Consider the following 16,673-nt stretch of genomic DNA (forward strand, 5'->3'; position numbering starts at 1 on the left):
ACTTGAAATCGAGCGTGGGGCAACCCACCGGGGGTTCAAATCCCCCCGCTTCCGCCGTTGTGAACAGGCGAAACGCCGGGTCGGACACCGCGTCCGACCCGGCGTTTCGCGCTAGCGGGTCTCAGTTCGGGTTGCAGTTCCCCGTCTCAGACGGCGGCTGTGGCGCCTGGGTCCGGTTTTCGGCCCGGGCGATCGCGGGAGGGTCGGCGGTTGTCGACCGTGGCACCGGCGGTCAACGAGGAGCGGGTTCGGCGGTGGCGATGCTGCTTCCGGCGGGCCGTGGTTGTCGACGGCCGATGACGATCCCCGCGATGACCAGGGCTGCGCCGATCGGCTGGTTCCAGGTGACGGTCTCGTCGAGAATCACGGCGCCGAGGGCCACACCGATGACCGGGGTCAGGTAGGTGACGCTGGAAGCAGCCGTGGCGCCCCAGCCGGCGACGATGTTGGTGTTCCAGACGTAGGCGAGTCCGGTGCCGAAGACCCCGAGCGTGATCATGCTCGCGACGACGCCCGGACTCGGAGACACCGGGTGGTCGTCGATCATCGGGACGGCGACGAGCAGTGCGACGGCGCCGATGCCGACCTGGACGGTGGCGACGGAGGCGGCAGGCAGGCCCAGCGGGGAGACGAACCGTCGCAGGTAGACGAACGCGACACCGTAACTGCCGGTCGCGAGCAGGCAGGCGAGCTGCCCGCCGAGACTTCCCGCGCCCGTCGTTCCGATGAGTTGCCACGGGGCGAGGACGAGCAGGACCCCGATGAGCCCGACACCGAGGCCGGAGAGCTGGGCTCGATGTGGACGTTCGTTCCGCAGGGCCACCAGTGTGACGACGAAGGTCATCAGCGGTGTCGTCGCGTTGTAGATGCTCATCAGGCCCGAGTCGACGTGCTGGCCGGCCCACGCGAACAAGCTGAACGGCAGCACGCACAGGAACACGGAGACGACGCCGATGTGTCCCCACGGCGCGAGTGATCTCGGCAGTCGGATCCGGAGAACGGACACGATCAACACCAGGGCGACGGCGCCGAGCGTCATCCGGGCGGTCGCGATCTGGAGCGGCGACAGGCCGTCGAGGCCGGTCTTCATGAACAGGAAGCTCGACCCCCACGCCAACGACAAGGCGACGAACTGCAGCGGCAGAAGGCGTGGGCGTGGTGGATCGGGCGTCGGCTCGAGTTCCCTTCCGTGTCGGTTCCGCAGTGCGGCGTGATCGCTCGTCCTGGGATCACACCGCAGCAGCGGCCGCTCGACCGGCGGGAACCGGACACGACGGTCGGGGGCAGGGTCCGTCCGTCGTGTCCCGGCACCGGGCCTCACACGCCGGTGGCTCCGTCAATGCGTTCGCGGAGCAGGTCGGCGTGGCCGTCGTGGCGGGCGTACTCGGCGATCATGTGGGTGTAGATCCAGCGCAGGCTGACCTCCATGCCGTGGAACGGCGCCGTGGAGTCCAGCGCGCGGTCCGCGCAGTTGCGTTTGGCCACGGCGATCTCCTCGCGCCACGCCGTCATCGCCTGCTCGGCTGATACGTCGTCCAGCAGGGCGAAGCCCTCGTCGTGTTCGCCGCCCGTCGACGGATACACCGACGGAACGTCCTCACCGGCGAGCGTGCGGCGGAACCAGGCACGCTCCACCTCGGTCAGGTGCTGCACCAGTCCGAGCAGGGTCAGTTCCGACGGTGGCGCCGAGGCGGTGCGCAACTGGTGCTCGTCGAGCCCTTCACACTTGAGGGCGAGGGTGTCGCGGTAGAAGTCGAGCCACGCCGCGAGTGTCGTCGCCTCGTCCGCGGTCGTCGGCGGCCGCTGTCGTTCCACGGATACGTGCCCGTCGGTCGGTCGTTCGGCAGTCATGACGGCGATGCTGTCAGCTGGGACCGACATGTCGCGGTTCCGAGCGGCTGCCCGGATCCGTGCCGCTGTTCGAATCGCCGCTGACCGGAACTGCGTCCCCGACCGGAACTGCCCCGCTGACCGGAACTGCGCCACTGTCGGGGACCGTCACGTCGCCCGGACCGGCGATGCCGTCGTCGGCGGTCCGGGCGGCGGCGAACCGGGGGCGTTTCGCACGATGGCGGCAGGCGATCGTCCGCGCACCCGTGGCGTTGAGCCGCCAGCGTGCCAGCCGTTTGCTCACCCCGAACCTGCGCGCCACGGCGGCGTCGGTCCACCCGCGCAGCGCCGCGGTGCGCGCCGCATCCCGGGGTAGCAACAGTTCGCCCGCGAGCTCGTCGGCCTCGCGTTCCACCGACGTGGCCGTCGTGCCACACAGGCCCGATCCGGTCACCAGCAGGCCGAAATCGTGTTCCAGCAGCACGTGCGCCATCTCGTGGGCGACCGTCGCGCGCCTGCGACGGGTGTCGTGCACGTGGTTCTCCACGATGGCGCGCACGCTGCCGACCGCGACGAGTGCGCCCGAGAACGAGTCCGCCGCAGGGCCGGTGAAATGCCGGACCGCCTCGCGGGGCATCGCCGGATCTGCGAGATCGAGGACCGGGATGCCGTACAGCTCGGCGAGGGCGTACGGGTCGAGCGGGTCGGCCGCGGCCAGCCCCAGCTCGTTCCGGACGGCCAGTGCGAGACGGCCGGCGTGTGCCTTGAAACCCCGTCGGAGCGGCTGCGACACGGCCGTCACCTTTCCGGACGCGTGTCACCGGAACCGGCCGCTCCCGTGCCGGTGTGGTGTTTGATGCGGCGCATCGTCGCGCCGACGATCTCGAGCAGGTACTCCTTGTCCGCCTCCGGCAGGTCGTCGCGGGCCCGCAGCAACATGGCGAGCTGGGTTTCGAGTTCCGGTGTCGGGCCGCCGTCCGCGGAGTCGTCGGCGTGGTCCTCGTCGGGGCGGCTCATGAATTCTTCCGCGGGGGTGCCGAGCCATTGCACGAGCGCGATGAATCCGTCGAGGTCCGGGCGTTGGCCGTTGCCCATGCGGCTGAGCAGTGACGGGCTCACCCCGGCTTCCTCCGCGAGCTGGCGCCACGACAGATCGCGCGCACGACGCTGCGCGTCGAGCGCGTCGTGCAGTCGGCGCAGGTCCATGCGACCTGACATGTGACCTCCTTCGGCGGGTCGGCGCAGCACAGCTTGGCAGGTGGCAGCCCGGATGGCCACCCTGAAATTGCAGTCAGGCAACAGAGTTGCACAATCGGAACACGTGAGGCAAGCTCGACACGGCACGCGACCGACACGGGCGACGGCCACCACGGTTCGGGTCGGCCGGACCGTGGTGCGCGCACGGGTCCGGAGCCCGTGCTCCGACGACCGTCACGAACATCGACAGGGGGAACCGGTCATGACCGTCGAACGTCCCGCAGGCCACACAGAAGGCCGCCGCCACACCGACGAACCCGCGCAGCACACGGTGTTCGCGGTCCGGTTCCGGCTGTCACCGGACTCGCTGACCTGGCTGGTCGTCCGCGACGGGGCCGTGCTGTCCCGTCACGTCCGCAAGCGGGACGCCGAACGGCTCGCCGCCGCGCACGCCCGCGGCCGCCGTCCGAGTTCTCTCGTGATCGAGCGCATGGACGGCAGCGAGCAGGCTAGGCGGCATTACCGACATTCCCGGTCCGGCGCGCGGGCTGTGCCGGCGGCAGCGGTCCCCCGGGGCGGTGAGAATTCGACACTCGTGACACGGCCGGATCCGTCCTTCCCGGCCTCGTCCGGTCTCGGGGCGGGCCCGCCGACCCGCGCGTCGACGCGTACCGCCGGAGGGCCGGGACGAGGGATTGTCGCGCGTGTCCCGACTCGAGTGCGGACGCGAAGTCACCGGCCCGCCCCCGCGTCACGATCGTGCAGCCGGGGCATCCGGGTGGTCAGCACACGCGTCGCCACCTCGGCGCGCGTGGTCGGGTCGAGCCGTACTGTGGAGACACGATGAGGAAGCGTTTGTTGTTCGCGGCCATGACAGGGCTGCTCGTCGCCGGATGCGGTTCGTCCGAGGCTCCGACGACCCAGAGTGCACCGAGTCCCGGTTCGGCGGCGTCCGAGACACCGTCGACGACGTCGTCGGCACCGGCGTCGTCGTCCGCGGCGAAACCCGATTCCGCCCCCGGCTGTCCGGCGGTCGCCGACATGTCGACCCGCGAGAAGGTCGCGCAGCTCGTCGTGGTCGGTGTCGAGTCCGGCGCGCAGGCCACGACGCAGTTGGTGCGCGATCACCAGGTCGGCGGTCTGTTCATCGGCGGCAACGCCACGGACCTGTTCACCGGCGGTGCGCTGAAGCAGGTGCAGGACGCCGCGGACGTGCCGGTGTCGATCGCGATCGACGACGAGGGCGGCCGGGTCCAGCGACTCGACGAGCTCGTCGGTGACATGCCGAGTGCCCGCGAGATGGCGGCGTCGATGACGCCGCAGGAGGTGCGGCAGCTGGCCGTCGAACGCGGTAGGGAGATGGCGAAGCGTGGTGTGACGGTCGACTACGCCCCCGATCTCGACCTCACCGACGAACCGGCGAGCGAGGCCATCGGCGACCGTTCGTTCAGCACCGACCCGGCGACGGCGCGCCGGTACGCGAAGGCGTTCGGCGACGGTCTGCAGGAGGCCGGTGTCCAACCGGTGATCAAACACTTCCCCGGCCACGGCAACGCCAGTGGTGACTCCCACGCGGGCGACGTGACCACGCCGCCGCTGCCCGAACTGCGCAAGCACGACCTGAAGCCGTTCGAACGGATCGGCGAGTACGGCGACGTCGGCGTCATGGTCGGCCACCTCACGGTGCCGCAGCTGACCGATGGGCAGCCCGCCTCGATCTCGCCCGCGGCGTATCGGCTGCTGCGGCAGGACTACAACTTCGACGGTCCCGTCGTCACCGACGACCTGGGCGCGATGAAGGCGATCACCGACCGGCACTCGCTTCCCGAGGCCGTGCTGCTCGCCCTGAAGGCCGGTGCCGACAAGGCGCTGTGGTCGTCGGGCGGCAACGTGGGGCCCGTGCTGGACCGGCTCGAGCAGGCCGCGAACAGCGGTGAGTTGTCGGACGAGCGCATCAACGCGTCGTTGACCCGGGTGCTGCGTTCCAAGGACGCGTGCGGCTGACCGCACGCGTCCAGGGCGTCAGGGGCGAGCGGTCGTGAGTTCGTCGATCAGCCGGTCCAGGTCCAGCCGCTCGGCCTCCGTGCCGGGCGGCACGATCGCCGTGGTGGCGTCGGCGAACCGGCGCACCTCCGCGATCTCGAGCTCCACCACGGCATAGCCGTCGGGCGACTCGAGCTCGAGTACGAGGTACTCCTCGTCGGTCGCCAGGTCGGGACGCAGGCGGATGTCGCCGATCCCCGCGGGTTCGGTCAGTCCTGCGAGCAGCAGCTCACGGGAGAAGTCCCACTCCACCCACTCGCGCGCATCGACGCGGAACGCGAGCGACACGGTGAACGGGTCGTCCGCGCGGTACATCAGTCGAGCGAGTACCGGCGTGCTGCAGCCGTTGAGGTACACGAACTGGCTCTGGTGTACGGCGTCGCTTCGCACTGCACACTCCCGTCTCTCCGGTGCCGCCCCCTCGGCGGCTGTCGTGGGTGAGACTCCCGATGAGGCACACTCTGATGCACCACTACGACGAAAACTTCCCCGCTTCGCCCGATTGGGGCATTTGGTGACCGCCCGTATGCGAGGTTTCACCCCATCGAGCCCTTCTGGTTGCGAATTCGGGACGTTGCCGTGACATCGAGGCCGGGCGGCGCGTTAATGGGGCACCCCGCAAGCTGTCTCGCTGCGGTGCTGTGTGTACCCGGTGATTGCTCGACCGACACGTTCCTGGAGGGCTGATGGCGCCGACGGCCCCGCGTCCCACACCGCACGAGGACGCGCTGCTCGACCGCACCGGGATCATCTGCGCCTCGGGGCACGGCCCGGCGGCACCGCCGACCCCGGGCATCAACCGTTCCGGCGCGGCCGGGTTCGTGGCGTTCGTCGTCATGGTGCTCGCCGCCGTCACGGGTGTGTCCGGACTGGAGGGTGACGGCGGCGGGTCCAGGCTGGTCGCAGGCGACGAGGTGACGGAGGCGGCGCCGCAGGTCACGGAGGGCAGCGGATCGGACGAGCAGCGCGGCGACGGTCCCGCTGCGGGGACCGACGAGGACCCCGGCGACGCCGCGCAGTCCCGGAAGGGGGGCGACGTCCAGGGCCGGCCCGTCTCGCCCGATGTCGACGTCGATGCGCGCTCCGACGAGGTGCAGGTTCCCGCCGACGCGGCGACCGACCCCGCGGACGACTCGCTCGCGCACGGCCTGGCGGGTCCGGTCCCGGGCGTGGCACGGGCGGAACCGGCAGCCGCGGGCACGAACGTCACCGGGTCCGACGTGGCGTCGGCGCGGAAGGCGGACACGGCGGCGCGGGAGACGACACGGACGTCGGGAACGCGCGTCGTGGGGGCGTGGACGTCGTGGCAGGATCGCGCGGCACGGGACCGGTCGGCGGTCGAACGGCGGGTGCAACGGTTCGGCGAGGAGCTCCGCCGCAGCATCGAAAGCCACACAACCCGGCACTACGGCTTCCGGGCACCCGACACCGACGCGCGTAGCCGCGGCGCGCGCAGCGATGACGTGCCCGGCGATGACGTGCGCGGCCGTGACGCTGCTCGGGGCGAGGGCGCGCGTGGGGGAGCGCGCCGTTTCGAGGCGATCCTCAACACCGTCACGCATGCGATGCGCGGGCACGGGCCGGTGCAGCACATCCCGACGCGGCAGGCGCGGCAGGAGCGCGGCGAGGCCGGCGAGCGGGACGGCGGTGAGCCCGTCCAATCCCGGTCCGACGTGGACGAGAACGCCGAGGGTGAGCAGGTCCGCTCCGGTGATGGGCGGGCCGACCGAGACGGCCGGGACGGGTCACCCCACGTCGTGGGAGAGCGCGGGTGGCACGACGGCGGGTTGCCGGGTTCCGACGCGCGTGTCGACCGCCACGGCTACGGCGAGCAGCCGTCCTACGAGGACATGAACCGGACCCATGAACCCCGTGTCGACGGTGCGCGCGACGACGGTTACTACGGCGGGAGCGCCTACGACGGCCCCGACCACCGTGGCGGCGCGTACGGCGGACACGGCTACGGCGGCTACGGGGCAGGCTGGTAGGCCGTCCGCGACGGCCTCGGTGCGCCAGGACTCCAGTGGGCTGGCCTCCAGTGCGCTGGCTCGGGTGCGCTGTCTCGGGCTGCCGGTGACCGTGGGTGACGACGCTGGTCCGAGTGTGGGTTCTCGAGGCGGCGGACATGATCAACTCTGGCCCCACGTGCCGCCATATGTGAAACTGCTTCGCGTTCGTGTGTCGAACGGAAGGCAGCATCGTGCGTCTCCAGCGTCGTGGCCGGTACGCGTGGCCGGCCTCCGCACTCGTGTCGTTGATCGCGGCGACCACGCTCGTCACCGGGTCGGCGGCACAGGCGGCCGAGGTGGCCGAGGTGGTCGACCCCGCCGCGAATCCGTCCGTGGAGACCCGGTGTCCGTGGGTCGGCTCCGATGCGCCGGTCGAGCAGCGCATCGATCAGCTCGTGTCGCGGATGACGCTCGACGAGAAGCTCGACCTGGTGCACGGCTCGGCGGTGCCGTTCCAGTTCGTCGGCCCGACGTACGCAGGCATGATCTCCGAGAATCCCCGGCTGTGCATTCCCCGGCTCGGGTTGTCCGACGGCCCCGCCGGGGTCGGCAACGGGCACACCGGTGTCACGCAGTTGCCGTCGCCGATGGCGCTCGCCGCGTCGTGGGACGCCGACCTGGCGAGTCGCTACGGCGCGACGATCGCCCGCGAGGCCAGGGGGAAGGGTGCCGACGTCGTGCTCGGGCCGACGGTCGACCTGCTGCGTGACCCGCGCGCGGGCCGGTCGTTCGAGACGCTCGGCGAGGACCCGCATCTGACCGGTGAACTCGCCGCCGCGCAGGTCGGTGGCATCCAGGGTGAGGGTGCGCTGGCGCAGTCGAAGCACATCGCCGCCTACAACCAGGAGACGCTGCGCAACCTCCCGGCCAACGACTCCATTGTCGATGAACGCACGCTGCAGGAGGTGTATCTCTCGCCGGTGCAGGACGTCGTCGACGCGGGCACGGCATCGGTGATGTGCGGCTACAACCGGCTCAACGGCGTGCACGCCTGCAACAACACCTACCTGCTGAGCCAAGTCCTCAAAGGACAGTTCGGTTTCGACGGGTTCGTGACGTCCGACTGGTTCGCCACCCAGGCCAGTCACGCCGCGGCGAACGCCGGGATGGATCTGCAGATGCCCGGCGGCTGCCACTACGGACCCCGGCTGCGCCACGGCATCAACAGCGGAGCCGTGACGACGTCGAAGCTCGACGACATGGTGTCGCGGATCCTGCGGCCGATGTTCCGGTTCGGGCTGTTCGAACGTGAGAAAAACGGTTCGCCGGACGACGTCGTGACCGGCCCGGACCATGCCGCCGTCGCGCGTGAGGTCGCCCAGAAGGGCATGACGCTGCTGAAGAACGACGACGCACTGCTGCCGTTGGGCGACGACACCGGGTCCGTCGCGGTGATCGGTGACGCGGCGGGCGAGCGCGTCATCGGTTCCGGTGGCGGCAGCCCGCACGTGATCGCACCGGAGATCGTCACGCCCCATGACGGCATCGCCGAGCGAGCCCGGCGGGCGGGCGCCGACGTGACCTTCGACGACGGGTCGCAGGCAGGCGAGGCAGCAGGTGCCGCGGACGTGGCCGTGGTCGTCGCGCGGAAGTGGTCCACGGAATCGAAGGACAACAAGGACATCCGACTGTCCGACAAGGACAACGAGATGATCCGGGCGGCGGCCGCCAATCCGAACACGATCGTCGTGCTGAACACGGCGGGTCCGGTCGAGATGCCGTGGCTCGACGACGTGGCCGGGGTGCTGGCCGCGTGGTACCCGGGTCAGGAGTACGGCGACGCGCTCGCGTCCGTGCTGTACGGCGACTCGGACCCGGGCGGCAGGCTGCCCGCGACGTTCCCGGTGTCGCAGGCGGATCTGCCCGCGGCCGACAAGGACCGTTTCCCCGGCGGTGCGTACGACGAGGGACTGGCCGTCGGCTACCGGTGGTACGACCGCGAGGGCATCGAGCCGCTCTTCCCGTTCGGCCACGGCCTGTCCTACACGACGTTCGGCTACTCGGAGCTCGAGGTCGACGGCGACGGCGGGGCGGGCACCACCGTGACGGCGACCGTGACCAACACCGGCGAGCGTGCCGGTTCGGAGGTCGCACAGCTGTACGTGGCGCATCCGGAGTCGGCGGGTGAGCCGCCGAAGCGTCTCGAGGGTTTCCGGCGGGTCGAGCTGGAACCGGGCGAGAGCGAGCGGGTGCGCTTCGAGCTGGACGAGCGGTCACTGGCGCAGTGGGACGTCGATGCCGACCAGTGGGTCCGCGGCGCGGGCGATTACACGCTGTCGGTCGGCGGTTCGTCGCGGGACCTGCCGCTGACCGGCGACCTCGCCGTGGCGGACGAGATGCCGGTGTCGGAGCCGACGCCGCCCCCGCCGCCCGGCGCGCCCAAGGGTGACGACCCGGCGTGGACGAAGATCGGCAACGTCGCGCGATGCCCGGTGGAGAGTCTGTACGCGGGCATGATCGGTGCGATCTCGCTGTTCGGCCTTCCCCCGGGCGAGCAGGCCACGCGCCCGCCGCGCAACCCGACCGACGAAGGCTGACCACCCCGACACCCGGCGATCCGGGAGGAGCGCGGCCTGCCACGGTTGGCAGTGGCCACGTTGATGGGCTTCGCCACGCATCGGGCGGTGGACCGTTTCGAACGGCACGTTCGGACCCCGAAGTTCTCCACGCTGCTGCGCTATGCCGAGGCCATCGGCGCGCGTGTTCGCGTCACCGTTGGCGCGCCCGACGGTGTGCTGTCGCCGGAGATCGATACCGTGCCGGACGATTCCACGCAGTTGTCGCAGGTGCAGGCCGCGCTGGTGAAGATCCGAGCCGCACAGGGCCGCACTCAGGCGCAGGTGTCCGAACGGCTGGGCTGCGTGGCCCACGGGGTTCGGTGACCATCCCCACGTGCGCGACCGCCCAGGAGAGGCCGATCTGCCCCGTGCACTGTCCCGACTCGCCGGTCGGGTCGCGGAGCGTCGTGACACTCTCGAGGCTCGAGACGTCACTCAGCCGGCGTGGCTACGTCACCTGCAGAGACAGCTCGCGCAGTTGTCCGACCTGGTCGAGGCGCGCGAACAGCGGCAGTAGCCGTCCCCGCCGGTCACGGGAGTGGTCAACTGAGGTCGGGTGATTTCGTGGGAACCGCTGACACGGTCCGAGCGTCCCAGTACCGTCACATAACGTACGTGTCTCGTGGCGACCTGACGAGGTGGGGAAGTAGCTATGTCGCAGCCCGGCACCGGCGACGGCAGCACCGTCGGCCCGGTAGGCACCATGATCGGCGGCGATGGTGCGGACCTGCCGCCGCAGCAGCGTGAAGCGATGTACCGGGCCGAGGCTGAGGCCCAGTACGGCAACGTGCCGTTCGGCCTCCCGGTAAGTCAGCTCGTCGCGGAGGCACGCGCCGCGGGCATGAACGAGCAACAGATTCAGAAGCTCGCCCAGGACGCGGAGGTCCTGGAAGGCCTGCAGGGGTCGGACCAGAACTACCCGGGTGTCGACCACCAGACGATCTACCAGTACGTGCACCAGGACCTCGACTCCGGCCAGACCACCCAGCTGTCGGATGCCTGGTCGCAGCTGGTCAGGCTGTTCGACGACTTCGACGGCAAGTTCAACGAGGCCGTCCAGCAGTCCCAACACCACTGGGAAGGCGAATCGGCCGAGGCGGCTCGTGGCTACGTCCGCAGCCTGGGCAGCTGGTCGAGCACCAACTCGCAGCAGGCGCAGTTGGCCTCCGAAGCCGTGTATGCGCAGTCGAGCGCGTCCGAGACGGCGAAGAACACCATGCCGGAGCCGGTCCAGACCGACGGGCTCCTCAAGGACTTCGGTTCCGCCGTCAAGGACAACCCGCTGGACCCGATCGGCGCGTTCAACAAGGCCATGGAGACGCGGGAGAAGGCGGACGCCGCCCACCAGCAGGCCGCTCAGGTGATGACCGACTACGACCGGAACCTCTACGAAGCTGCCTCGAAGCAGCCCGCGTTCTCCCCACCGCCGGAGTTCGGTGGTGCCGGCCAGGGCGGCACGTCCGACTTCGGCACGTCGAATGTCGTCGACATTTCGGGTGGGGATGCGACGAGCGTGTCCGGCTATTCCGGTGGTGGGCCGACGGGTGGCGCGCCGATGACCGGGGGTGGGCCGACCGGTGGTGGCGGGTACAACGGCCCGTCGGGCAACAGTCCGGGTGCGGTGCCGACGCCGACGCCGGTGGCCGGTCGTGGCCCGTCGACGGGTGCCGGTCAGCTGCCGGGCACCGGGCCGCAGGGCAACGGGCCGGTGGGGCCGCGGGTGCCGACCACGGGTGGCGGTCCGGGCTTCGGTGGTATGGGCCCGGCGCCGGTCGGTCCGATGAGTGGCGGTGGCCAGGCCGGTGGTTCGACGCCGTACAACAGCAAGCTCGGTGGCCGGGCCGCGTCGGCCGGGTTCGGCCCGACCGGTGGTGGCTCCGCCGCCGGAGCCGCCAAGGGCGCGGCCGGTGTCGGTGGTGCCGCGGGCGCCGGTGCCGCGTCGGGGGCTGCGAAGGGCATGACCGGTGGGACGGGTGCCGCGCCGGGCGCGGCCGCCGCAGCCGGCGGGTCGGGCGCCCGCGGCGGCTCGGGAATGATGGGCGGCGCCGGAGCGGGCAAGGGCCAGCAGGGCGGCGAGGAAGAAGAACACCAGCGCCCCTCCTGGCTCGTCGAAGCCGACCCCGACAGCCTCTTCGGCACCGACGAACGCACCGCACCACCCGTCATCGGCGAATAACGGCCACCTGCACACGCGACGAACGGACGAGGGGAACAGACATGACCGGCGTGTTTGGGGACAACTCAGTCGACCAAGGGCAGCCGAGCTCCGGTGGTGCCGAGATCGGTGCAGGGCTCGGTGCCCAGGTGGGTGGCTTCCTGGCCGGCGTCGAGAACATGAAGACCGGCGCTGAGCAGATGGTGAACGCCGCCAAGTCGGGCGGCTTCCGTACGGACCCCGAAGGCGTCAAGCAGATGACCAAGGTCTGCGACGAGATGATCGGTCAGATCGAGTCGAAAAGTGATGCGTTCGTGAGTCTTGCACAAGAGCCGAAACTTGGTAGTAGTCCCTATGCTCGACAGGTTGCTCAGCACGTTCGAGCTTCAGCGGACGGCCCGCAGGGTGTTCTGCCTCAGCTTGATGCTCTGAAGAAGACGCTCATCGCCCTCAATGAGGCGCTCTATCGGGCGTCGGGTCAGTACGCCGAGGCAGAAGAGGCCGCTAAGATGCGCGACGCATAAATTCGCTTCGGCCTCACTCAGGAGTGACTGGAATCTTGGCCAACACCCGGACAGTTGTTGCACTCATCGTCGGGGCTTGCGCAGTTGTGTCTGCAGCGTGCTCGTCGACAGAAGAGGGAGAGCCGCAAACAACGAGGGTCACGTCAGCGCCGAAGTCAGAGTCTTCGACTGCCACGACTGGCGAACAACCCACAGCGTCGTTATCCAACATCGATCCGTGTAGCCTGCTGAGCGCTGACGAACTGAGCAAGTACGGCACATTTCCGGCCGGTGCCCCGAACAACGTTGGAACAGCTCGTGGCTGCAAGTTCGAGAAGGACACGGATAGTCCGACGACCGATCCTAACCGCGTAATTTCGGTGAATCTTCGCGACCAGCAGGGCATCGACGACGTGCAAGACCTGGGTCAGGGAATCGATCGCGGGGAGGTTGAGGGCCGGTCGTATGCGCGAGTTCCAGGGCCAGGAGTATGCACGATCGTCATCGGCGTCTCGCAAACGTCCCGCGTCGATGTCAATACTATTGCCACCGAGGGCACTGAGAAGAGTTGTGAGATCGCCGACGAAGTGGCCGCCGTTGTCGAGCCGAAGTTGCCGCAGGGCTGATTGTGCCGCGGCGTCTGCTGGCCCGGCACGACGGTTCCGGGGCTGCGGGTCCGCGTCGACGTCGCATGCCGCCGTACGCCGACGTGGACGACTGCTGGCGCCTCGGCATCGCCCCGACACCCGGCCTGGCACGAAGAGCCCGTTCGTGACCTCCGTTCGGCGGATGCCCCGGGCCCGTGTGGGAGACAAGGGTCACAAGGCGTGCCTCTACCGAAAAGTAGGCCATACATAGGTGCGTCGGGGACGTTTCGCGACGTCTCCGGACCGATGAGTGCCTTCACTGGGGGGACCGCAAGTGGCCACACGTTCGACCGCGGTGCTGGCCGGCCTGGGCGGCTGGCTGCCACCGCGCGTGGTCGACAACGTCGAGCTGACGACCCGCCTCGACACCACCGACGAGTGGATCCGTTCCCGCACGGGTATCGCCGAGCGCCGCGTCGTCGACGACGGGATGTCCACTGTGGACATGGCGGTCGAGGCGGGTGCGCGGGCGTTGCGGTCGGCGGGCACCGAGCACGTCGACGCCGTCGTGCTCGCGACCTCCACGCCCGACCAGCCCTGTCCGGCCAGCGCACCCCAGGTGGCGACCAGGCTGGGCCAGCGTGACGTGGCGGCGTTCGACGTCGGCGCGGTGTGCAGCGGCTTCCTGTACGCCCTCGCCACGGCCGCCGGCCTCATCGCCGGACGGATCGCCCGCGAGGTGCTCGTCGTCGGCTCGGACGCGTTCACCACCCTCGTCGACCCCGCCGACCGCGGCACCGTGCCGATCTTCGGCGACGGCGCCGGTGCGGTCGTGCTCCGGGCGGGCGACCAGGACGAACCCGGCGCGCTCGGCCCGTTCGACCTGCACAGCGACGGTGACGGCACGGACCTGCTCGTCGTCCCCGCGGGCGGCTCGCGGCAGAAGACCGCCCGCGAGCCGGGCGAGGAGTACCTGCGCATGGAGGGCCCTGCCGTGTTCCGCCACGCCACGGCGCGGATGGCCGAGTCGTCGCGCGTGGTGCTCGACGAACTCGGCTGGACGGTCGGTGACGTCGACCGGTTCGTCGGCCACCAGGCCAACATCCGCATCCTCAACACCGTCGCCAAGCAGCTCGGACTGCCCGCCGACAGCCTCGTGGTGAACATCGACCGCACCGGCAACACCAGCGCCGCGTCGATCCCCCTCGCCCTCGCCGACGGGGTTCGCGACGGCAGCCTCCAGGCGGGCGACCGCGTCCTGCTCGCCGCGTTCGGCGCCGGCCTCACCTGGGGCGCGACCGCCATGCGCTGGCCGGACCTGACGGTGGAGGACGTCGCCTGACTCGGGCCGGCCCACCCGAGGCGGGACCGTGGGCCGGCCCGAGTCAGGGCTTCGACGGTCGACTACGACGCGGCCTTGCCGACGCCGTCGAGAAGTGCCTGCTCGTCGTCGGTCAGCCGGAGCGCTCCCGCCGCGATGTTCTGCTCCAGGTGCGCCGGGTCGCCCGTGCCCGGGATGGCCAGGACGTGGTCGCCGCGGTGGAGGCTCCAGGCGAGCCGCACCTGGGCGGGGCTCGCCCCGTGCGCCTGCGCGACCGTCTCGATCTCCGCCCGCCCGTGCTCGGCGTCGGTGTTCTCTCCGGGGCCCGCACCCGCGACGGAGAAGAACGGCACGAACGCGATGCCGAGCGCGCCGCACCGGTCCACGATGTCGTCGTCGGCGCGGTCGGTGAGGCCGTAGCGGTTCTGCACGCAGACGATCGGCGTGACCTCCCTCGCCTCGTCGAGTTGCTCCGAGGTCACGTTCGAGACGCCGATGTGGCGCAGCAACCCGGCCTCACGCAGCTCGGCCAGCGCGCCCACGTGGTCGGCCACGGACCCGTCCTCCTTGCCCAGCCCCGAGCCCCACCGCAGGTTGACGACGTCCATGTGGTCACGGCCGAGCTGGCGGATGTTCTCCTCGACCTGGGAACGCAGCTGTTCGGGGCGGGCGTACTCGAAGCCGCCTTCGCGGTCCCGGGCCGGGCCGACCTTCGTGGTGATGACGAGGTCGTCCGGGTACGGCTGCAGCGCGGTGCTGATCAGTTCGCCCGCCGAACGAGTGGGCACGAAGTAGAAGGCCGCCGTGTCGATGTGGTTCACGCCGAGCTCGACGGCCCTGCGCAGCACGGCGATGGCGGTGTCGCGGTCGCGCGGTTTCGGGTCCCACGGCATGCCGGACAGCCGCATGGCGCCGAAGCCGAGCCTGTTGACGGCGTGGTCGCCGAGTCGCCACGTGCCCGCGGCGTCGGCGGTGGTCGGGTTGGTGTGCATGTCGGTGATAGCCATGACGCCACCGTGCGGCGCCGTCGCCGGGTGCGTCCGCGGATGGCAACAACCTGCCAACCCGGGCGGATCGGCCCGTCCGGGAGCACAATCGGAAGCATGGCGATGGGTGAGGTGCGTACCGGCGATCCGGTCACGATCGTGCGCGGCGAGGAGGAACTGTTCCGCCGCGTCGGTCACCTGTTCCTGTCGGCCACCGACGTGGCCTGCGTCGCCAACGACCTCGCCCTCTGGGTGGCCGAGAGCAGGGCCGCCGAACTCGAGGAGGCCGCGCTGCGACGGGCCGGTTCGGCACGGATCCGCAAGATCTACCGGTCGGGACTGCTGCTCGACGCGGTGTCGGCGCGGGAACTCGCTCGCCGCCGGGACCGGCACGGCGCACAGGTCCGCATCACCACCGACGAACTCGGCGAGACGATCGTCGTGGACCGCAAGGTCGCGATCCTGGCCGGCGAGCGTCGCGAGGGGCCGCGCAGCTACAGCGTCATCACCCAGCCCGAAACGGTGCAGGGTGTCGTGTCGCTGTTCGACACCGTGTGGCGCTCGGCCGTCGACCTCGACGTCTACGACGCGCAGGTCGCCGAGATCCGCCGCCTCGCGCCGGCTGTGCTGGACCTGCTGGGCCAGGGCGCGAAGGACGAGTCCGCGGCGCGGCAACTCGGGCTGAGTGTGCGCACCTACCGGCGTCGCGTCGGCGAACTCATGGCGGCGCTCGGCGCCGAGTCGCGCTTCCAGGCCGGCGTCCGCGCCCGCGAACTCGGCCTCGTCTAGTTAGAACGGTGGGTCGGCGTCGTTCTGGTGGTCGGTTCCGGTGGTGTCTCGTGCCGGTGGGGCTCCGGCGGGTTGGCGGCGCGTCTGGGCGTCACGTGCCGGGGCTTCTCGTGCCGGGGCTTCTCGTGCCGGAGCGTCGCACCGCGGTGCGTGACGTGCTCGGGTGTCGCGGGCCGGGGTGGGCCGGCGTCGTCCTGACTTCGGGGACAGGACGGGGTGGCGGTGTGCGGTGTAGGTCGCCCCGTGTGGGGTTGTTATCCGGGTGGTGCCGTGGACGGGGTCGTAGCGGGCGCTCCAGCGAGGATCGTGTTTGAGTCGGTGGTGGCGTCGGCAGCGTGGACCACCGTTGGCCACCGATGTGGCGCCGCCACCGCCGTCGGTGGTCCAGGCTTGTTCGTGGTCGTGGTCGCAATGCCGAGCGGGACGGTGGCACCAGGGCATGACGCATTCCCGGTCGCGCACCCGCACAAGCTCGCGGATCGTCGCGCTGGGTCGCCGCCGCGTCCGTCCCAAGTCCAGGGGCTCGCCGGTGCCCGGATCACACAACACGGCCCGCCAGACGCTGCGCCGGTTGGTCATGATCTCCCGCGCAACCGCGGCAGGAACGGGTCCGTAGCCGTCGAGTTCGCACCCCTGGTCGGAGATCGTCAGGGCGGTGTCGACCGGTACGTGCAGGTACACCATGGCCGCCGCCT

General features: G+C 70.5%; 16 protein-coding genes. 10 read left to right on the forward strand and 6 right to left on the reverse strand.

Features of this window, described 5'->3' with window-relative positions; translation table 11 throughout:
- Positions 1-232: 232 nt before the first annotated feature.
- From LY13_RS24990 to LY13_RS25005, 4 genes are all read right to left on the reverse strand, one after another.
- Positions 233-1,123 carry a DMT family transporter gene (locus LY13_RS24990; RefSeq protein WP_253831020.1) on the reverse strand — a complete coding sequence of 297 codons (891 nt, stop codon included), beginning with the start codon at positions 1,121-1,123 and terminating at the stop codon, positions 233-235.
- A gap of 194 nt (positions 1,124-1,317) precedes the next feature.
- Entirely contained in the window at positions 1,318-1,851 is a 534-nt protein-coding gene (locus LY13_RS24995; protein ID WP_253831021.1) for a DinB family protein, read from the reverse strand.
- 13 nt (positions 1,852-1,864) lie between these two features.
- Positions 1,865-2,623 (reverse strand): ImmA/IrrE family metallo-endopeptidase, encoded by a 759-nt coding sequence (locus LY13_RS25000; protein WP_308216399.1) that lies wholly within the window; start codon positions 2,621-2,623, stop codon positions 1,865-1,867.
- 5 nt (positions 2,624-2,628) lie between these two features.
- A complete protein-coding gene (locus LY13_RS25005; protein ID WP_253831022.1) occupies positions 2,629-3,048 on the reverse strand; it encodes a helix-turn-helix domain-containing protein in 420 nt (139 codons plus the stop codon).
- Positions 3,049-3,289: 241 nt separating this feature from the next.
- Between LY13_RS25005 and LY13_RS26235 the strand changes: the two genes are divergently transcribed.
- A complete protein-coding gene (locus tag LY13_RS26235) occupies positions 3,290-3,874 on the forward strand; it encodes a DUF2188 domain-containing protein (protein ID WP_372493895.1) in 585 nt (194 codons plus the stop codon).
- The gene (locus LY13_RS25010; RefSeq protein WP_253831023.1) at positions 3,871-5,031 is read left to right on the forward strand and encodes a glycoside hydrolase family 3 N-terminal domain-containing protein; all 1,161 of its coding nucleotides are present in this window, start codon (positions 3,871-3,873) and stop codon (positions 5,029-5,031) included. Before LY13_RS26235 ends, LY13_RS25010 begins: the two co-directional genes overlap by 4 nt.
- Positions 5,032-5,049: 18 nt before the next feature.
- Here the strand turns inward: LY13_RS25010 and LY13_RS25015 are convergent, their stop codons facing one another.
- Entirely contained in the window at positions 5,050-5,460 is a 411-nt protein-coding gene (locus LY13_RS25015) for an SsgA family sporulation/cell division regulator (protein WP_253831024.1), read from the reverse strand.
- 296 nt (positions 5,461-5,756) lie between these two features.
- Here LY13_RS25015 and LY13_RS25020 point away from each other — a divergent pair, with 296 nt between their 5' ends.
- The 7 genes from LY13_RS25020 to LY13_RS25050 all read left to right on the forward strand — a co-directional run bounded on the left by LY13_RS25020 (position 5,757) and on the right by LY13_RS25050 (position 14,224).
- Positions 5,757-7,058, forward strand: a complete 1,302-nt coding sequence (locus tag LY13_RS25020; RefSeq protein ID WP_253831025.1) for a hypothetical protein — start codon at positions 5,757-5,759, stop codon at positions 7,056-7,058.
- Positions 7,059-7,270: 212 nt separating this feature from the next.
- The gene (locus tag LY13_RS25025; RefSeq protein ID WP_253831026.1) at positions 7,271-9,616 is read left to right on the forward strand and encodes a beta-glucosidase family protein; all 2,346 of its coding nucleotides are present in this window, start codon (positions 7,271-7,273) and stop codon (positions 9,614-9,616) included.
- Between the two features lie 51 nt (positions 9,617-9,667).
- Complete coding sequence (locus LY13_RS25030) at positions 9,668-9,961, forward strand: hypothetical protein (RefSeq protein WP_253831027.1); 294 nt, start codon at positions 9,668-9,670, stop codon at positions 9,959-9,961.
- 328 nt (positions 9,962-10,289) lie between these two features.
- Positions 10,290-11,813 (forward strand): PPE domain-containing protein, encoded by a 1,524-nt coding sequence (locus LY13_RS25815; protein WP_301299624.1) that lies wholly within the window; start codon positions 10,290-10,292, stop codon positions 11,811-11,813.
- Between the two features lie 41 nt (positions 11,814-11,854).
- The gene (locus tag LY13_RS25040) at positions 11,855-12,316 is read left to right on the forward strand and encodes a hypothetical protein (RefSeq protein ID WP_253831028.1); all 462 of its coding nucleotides are present in this window, start codon (positions 11,855-11,857) and stop codon (positions 12,314-12,316) included.
- A 35-nt stretch (positions 12,317-12,351) separates the two neighbouring features.
- Complete coding sequence (locus tag LY13_RS25045; protein WP_253831029.1) at positions 12,352-12,921, forward strand: DUF3558 domain-containing protein; 570 nt, start codon at positions 12,352-12,354, stop codon at positions 12,919-12,921.
- Between the two features lie 295 nt (positions 12,922-13,216).
- Positions 13,217-14,224 (forward strand): beta-ketoacyl-ACP synthase III, encoded by a 1,008-nt coding sequence (locus tag LY13_RS25050; protein WP_253831030.1) that lies wholly within the window; start codon positions 13,217-13,219, stop codon positions 14,222-14,224.
- Positions 14,225-14,286: 62 nt separating this feature from the next.
- Here LY13_RS25050 and LY13_RS25055 read toward each other — a convergent pair whose 3' ends face one another.
- Positions 14,287-15,210 carry an oxidoreductase gene (locus LY13_RS25055; protein ID WP_253831031.1) on the reverse strand — a complete coding sequence of 308 codons (924 nt, stop codon included), beginning with the start codon at positions 15,208-15,210 and terminating at the stop codon, positions 14,287-14,289.
- A gap of 96 nt (positions 15,211-15,306) precedes the next feature.
- Here LY13_RS25055 and LY13_RS25060 point away from each other — a divergent pair, with 96 nt between their 5' ends.
- Positions 15,307-15,978, forward strand: a complete 672-nt coding sequence (locus LY13_RS25060) for a DNA-binding response regulator (RefSeq protein ID WP_253831032.1) — start codon at positions 15,307-15,309, stop codon at positions 15,976-15,978.
- Positions 15,979-16,673 lie beyond the last annotated feature (695 nt).

Source organism: Prauserella aidingensis (assembly GCF_024171865.1).
GTDB classification, from domain to species: domain Bacteria; phylum Actinomycetota; class Actinomycetes; order Mycobacteriales; family Pseudonocardiaceae; genus Prauserella; species Prauserella aidingensis.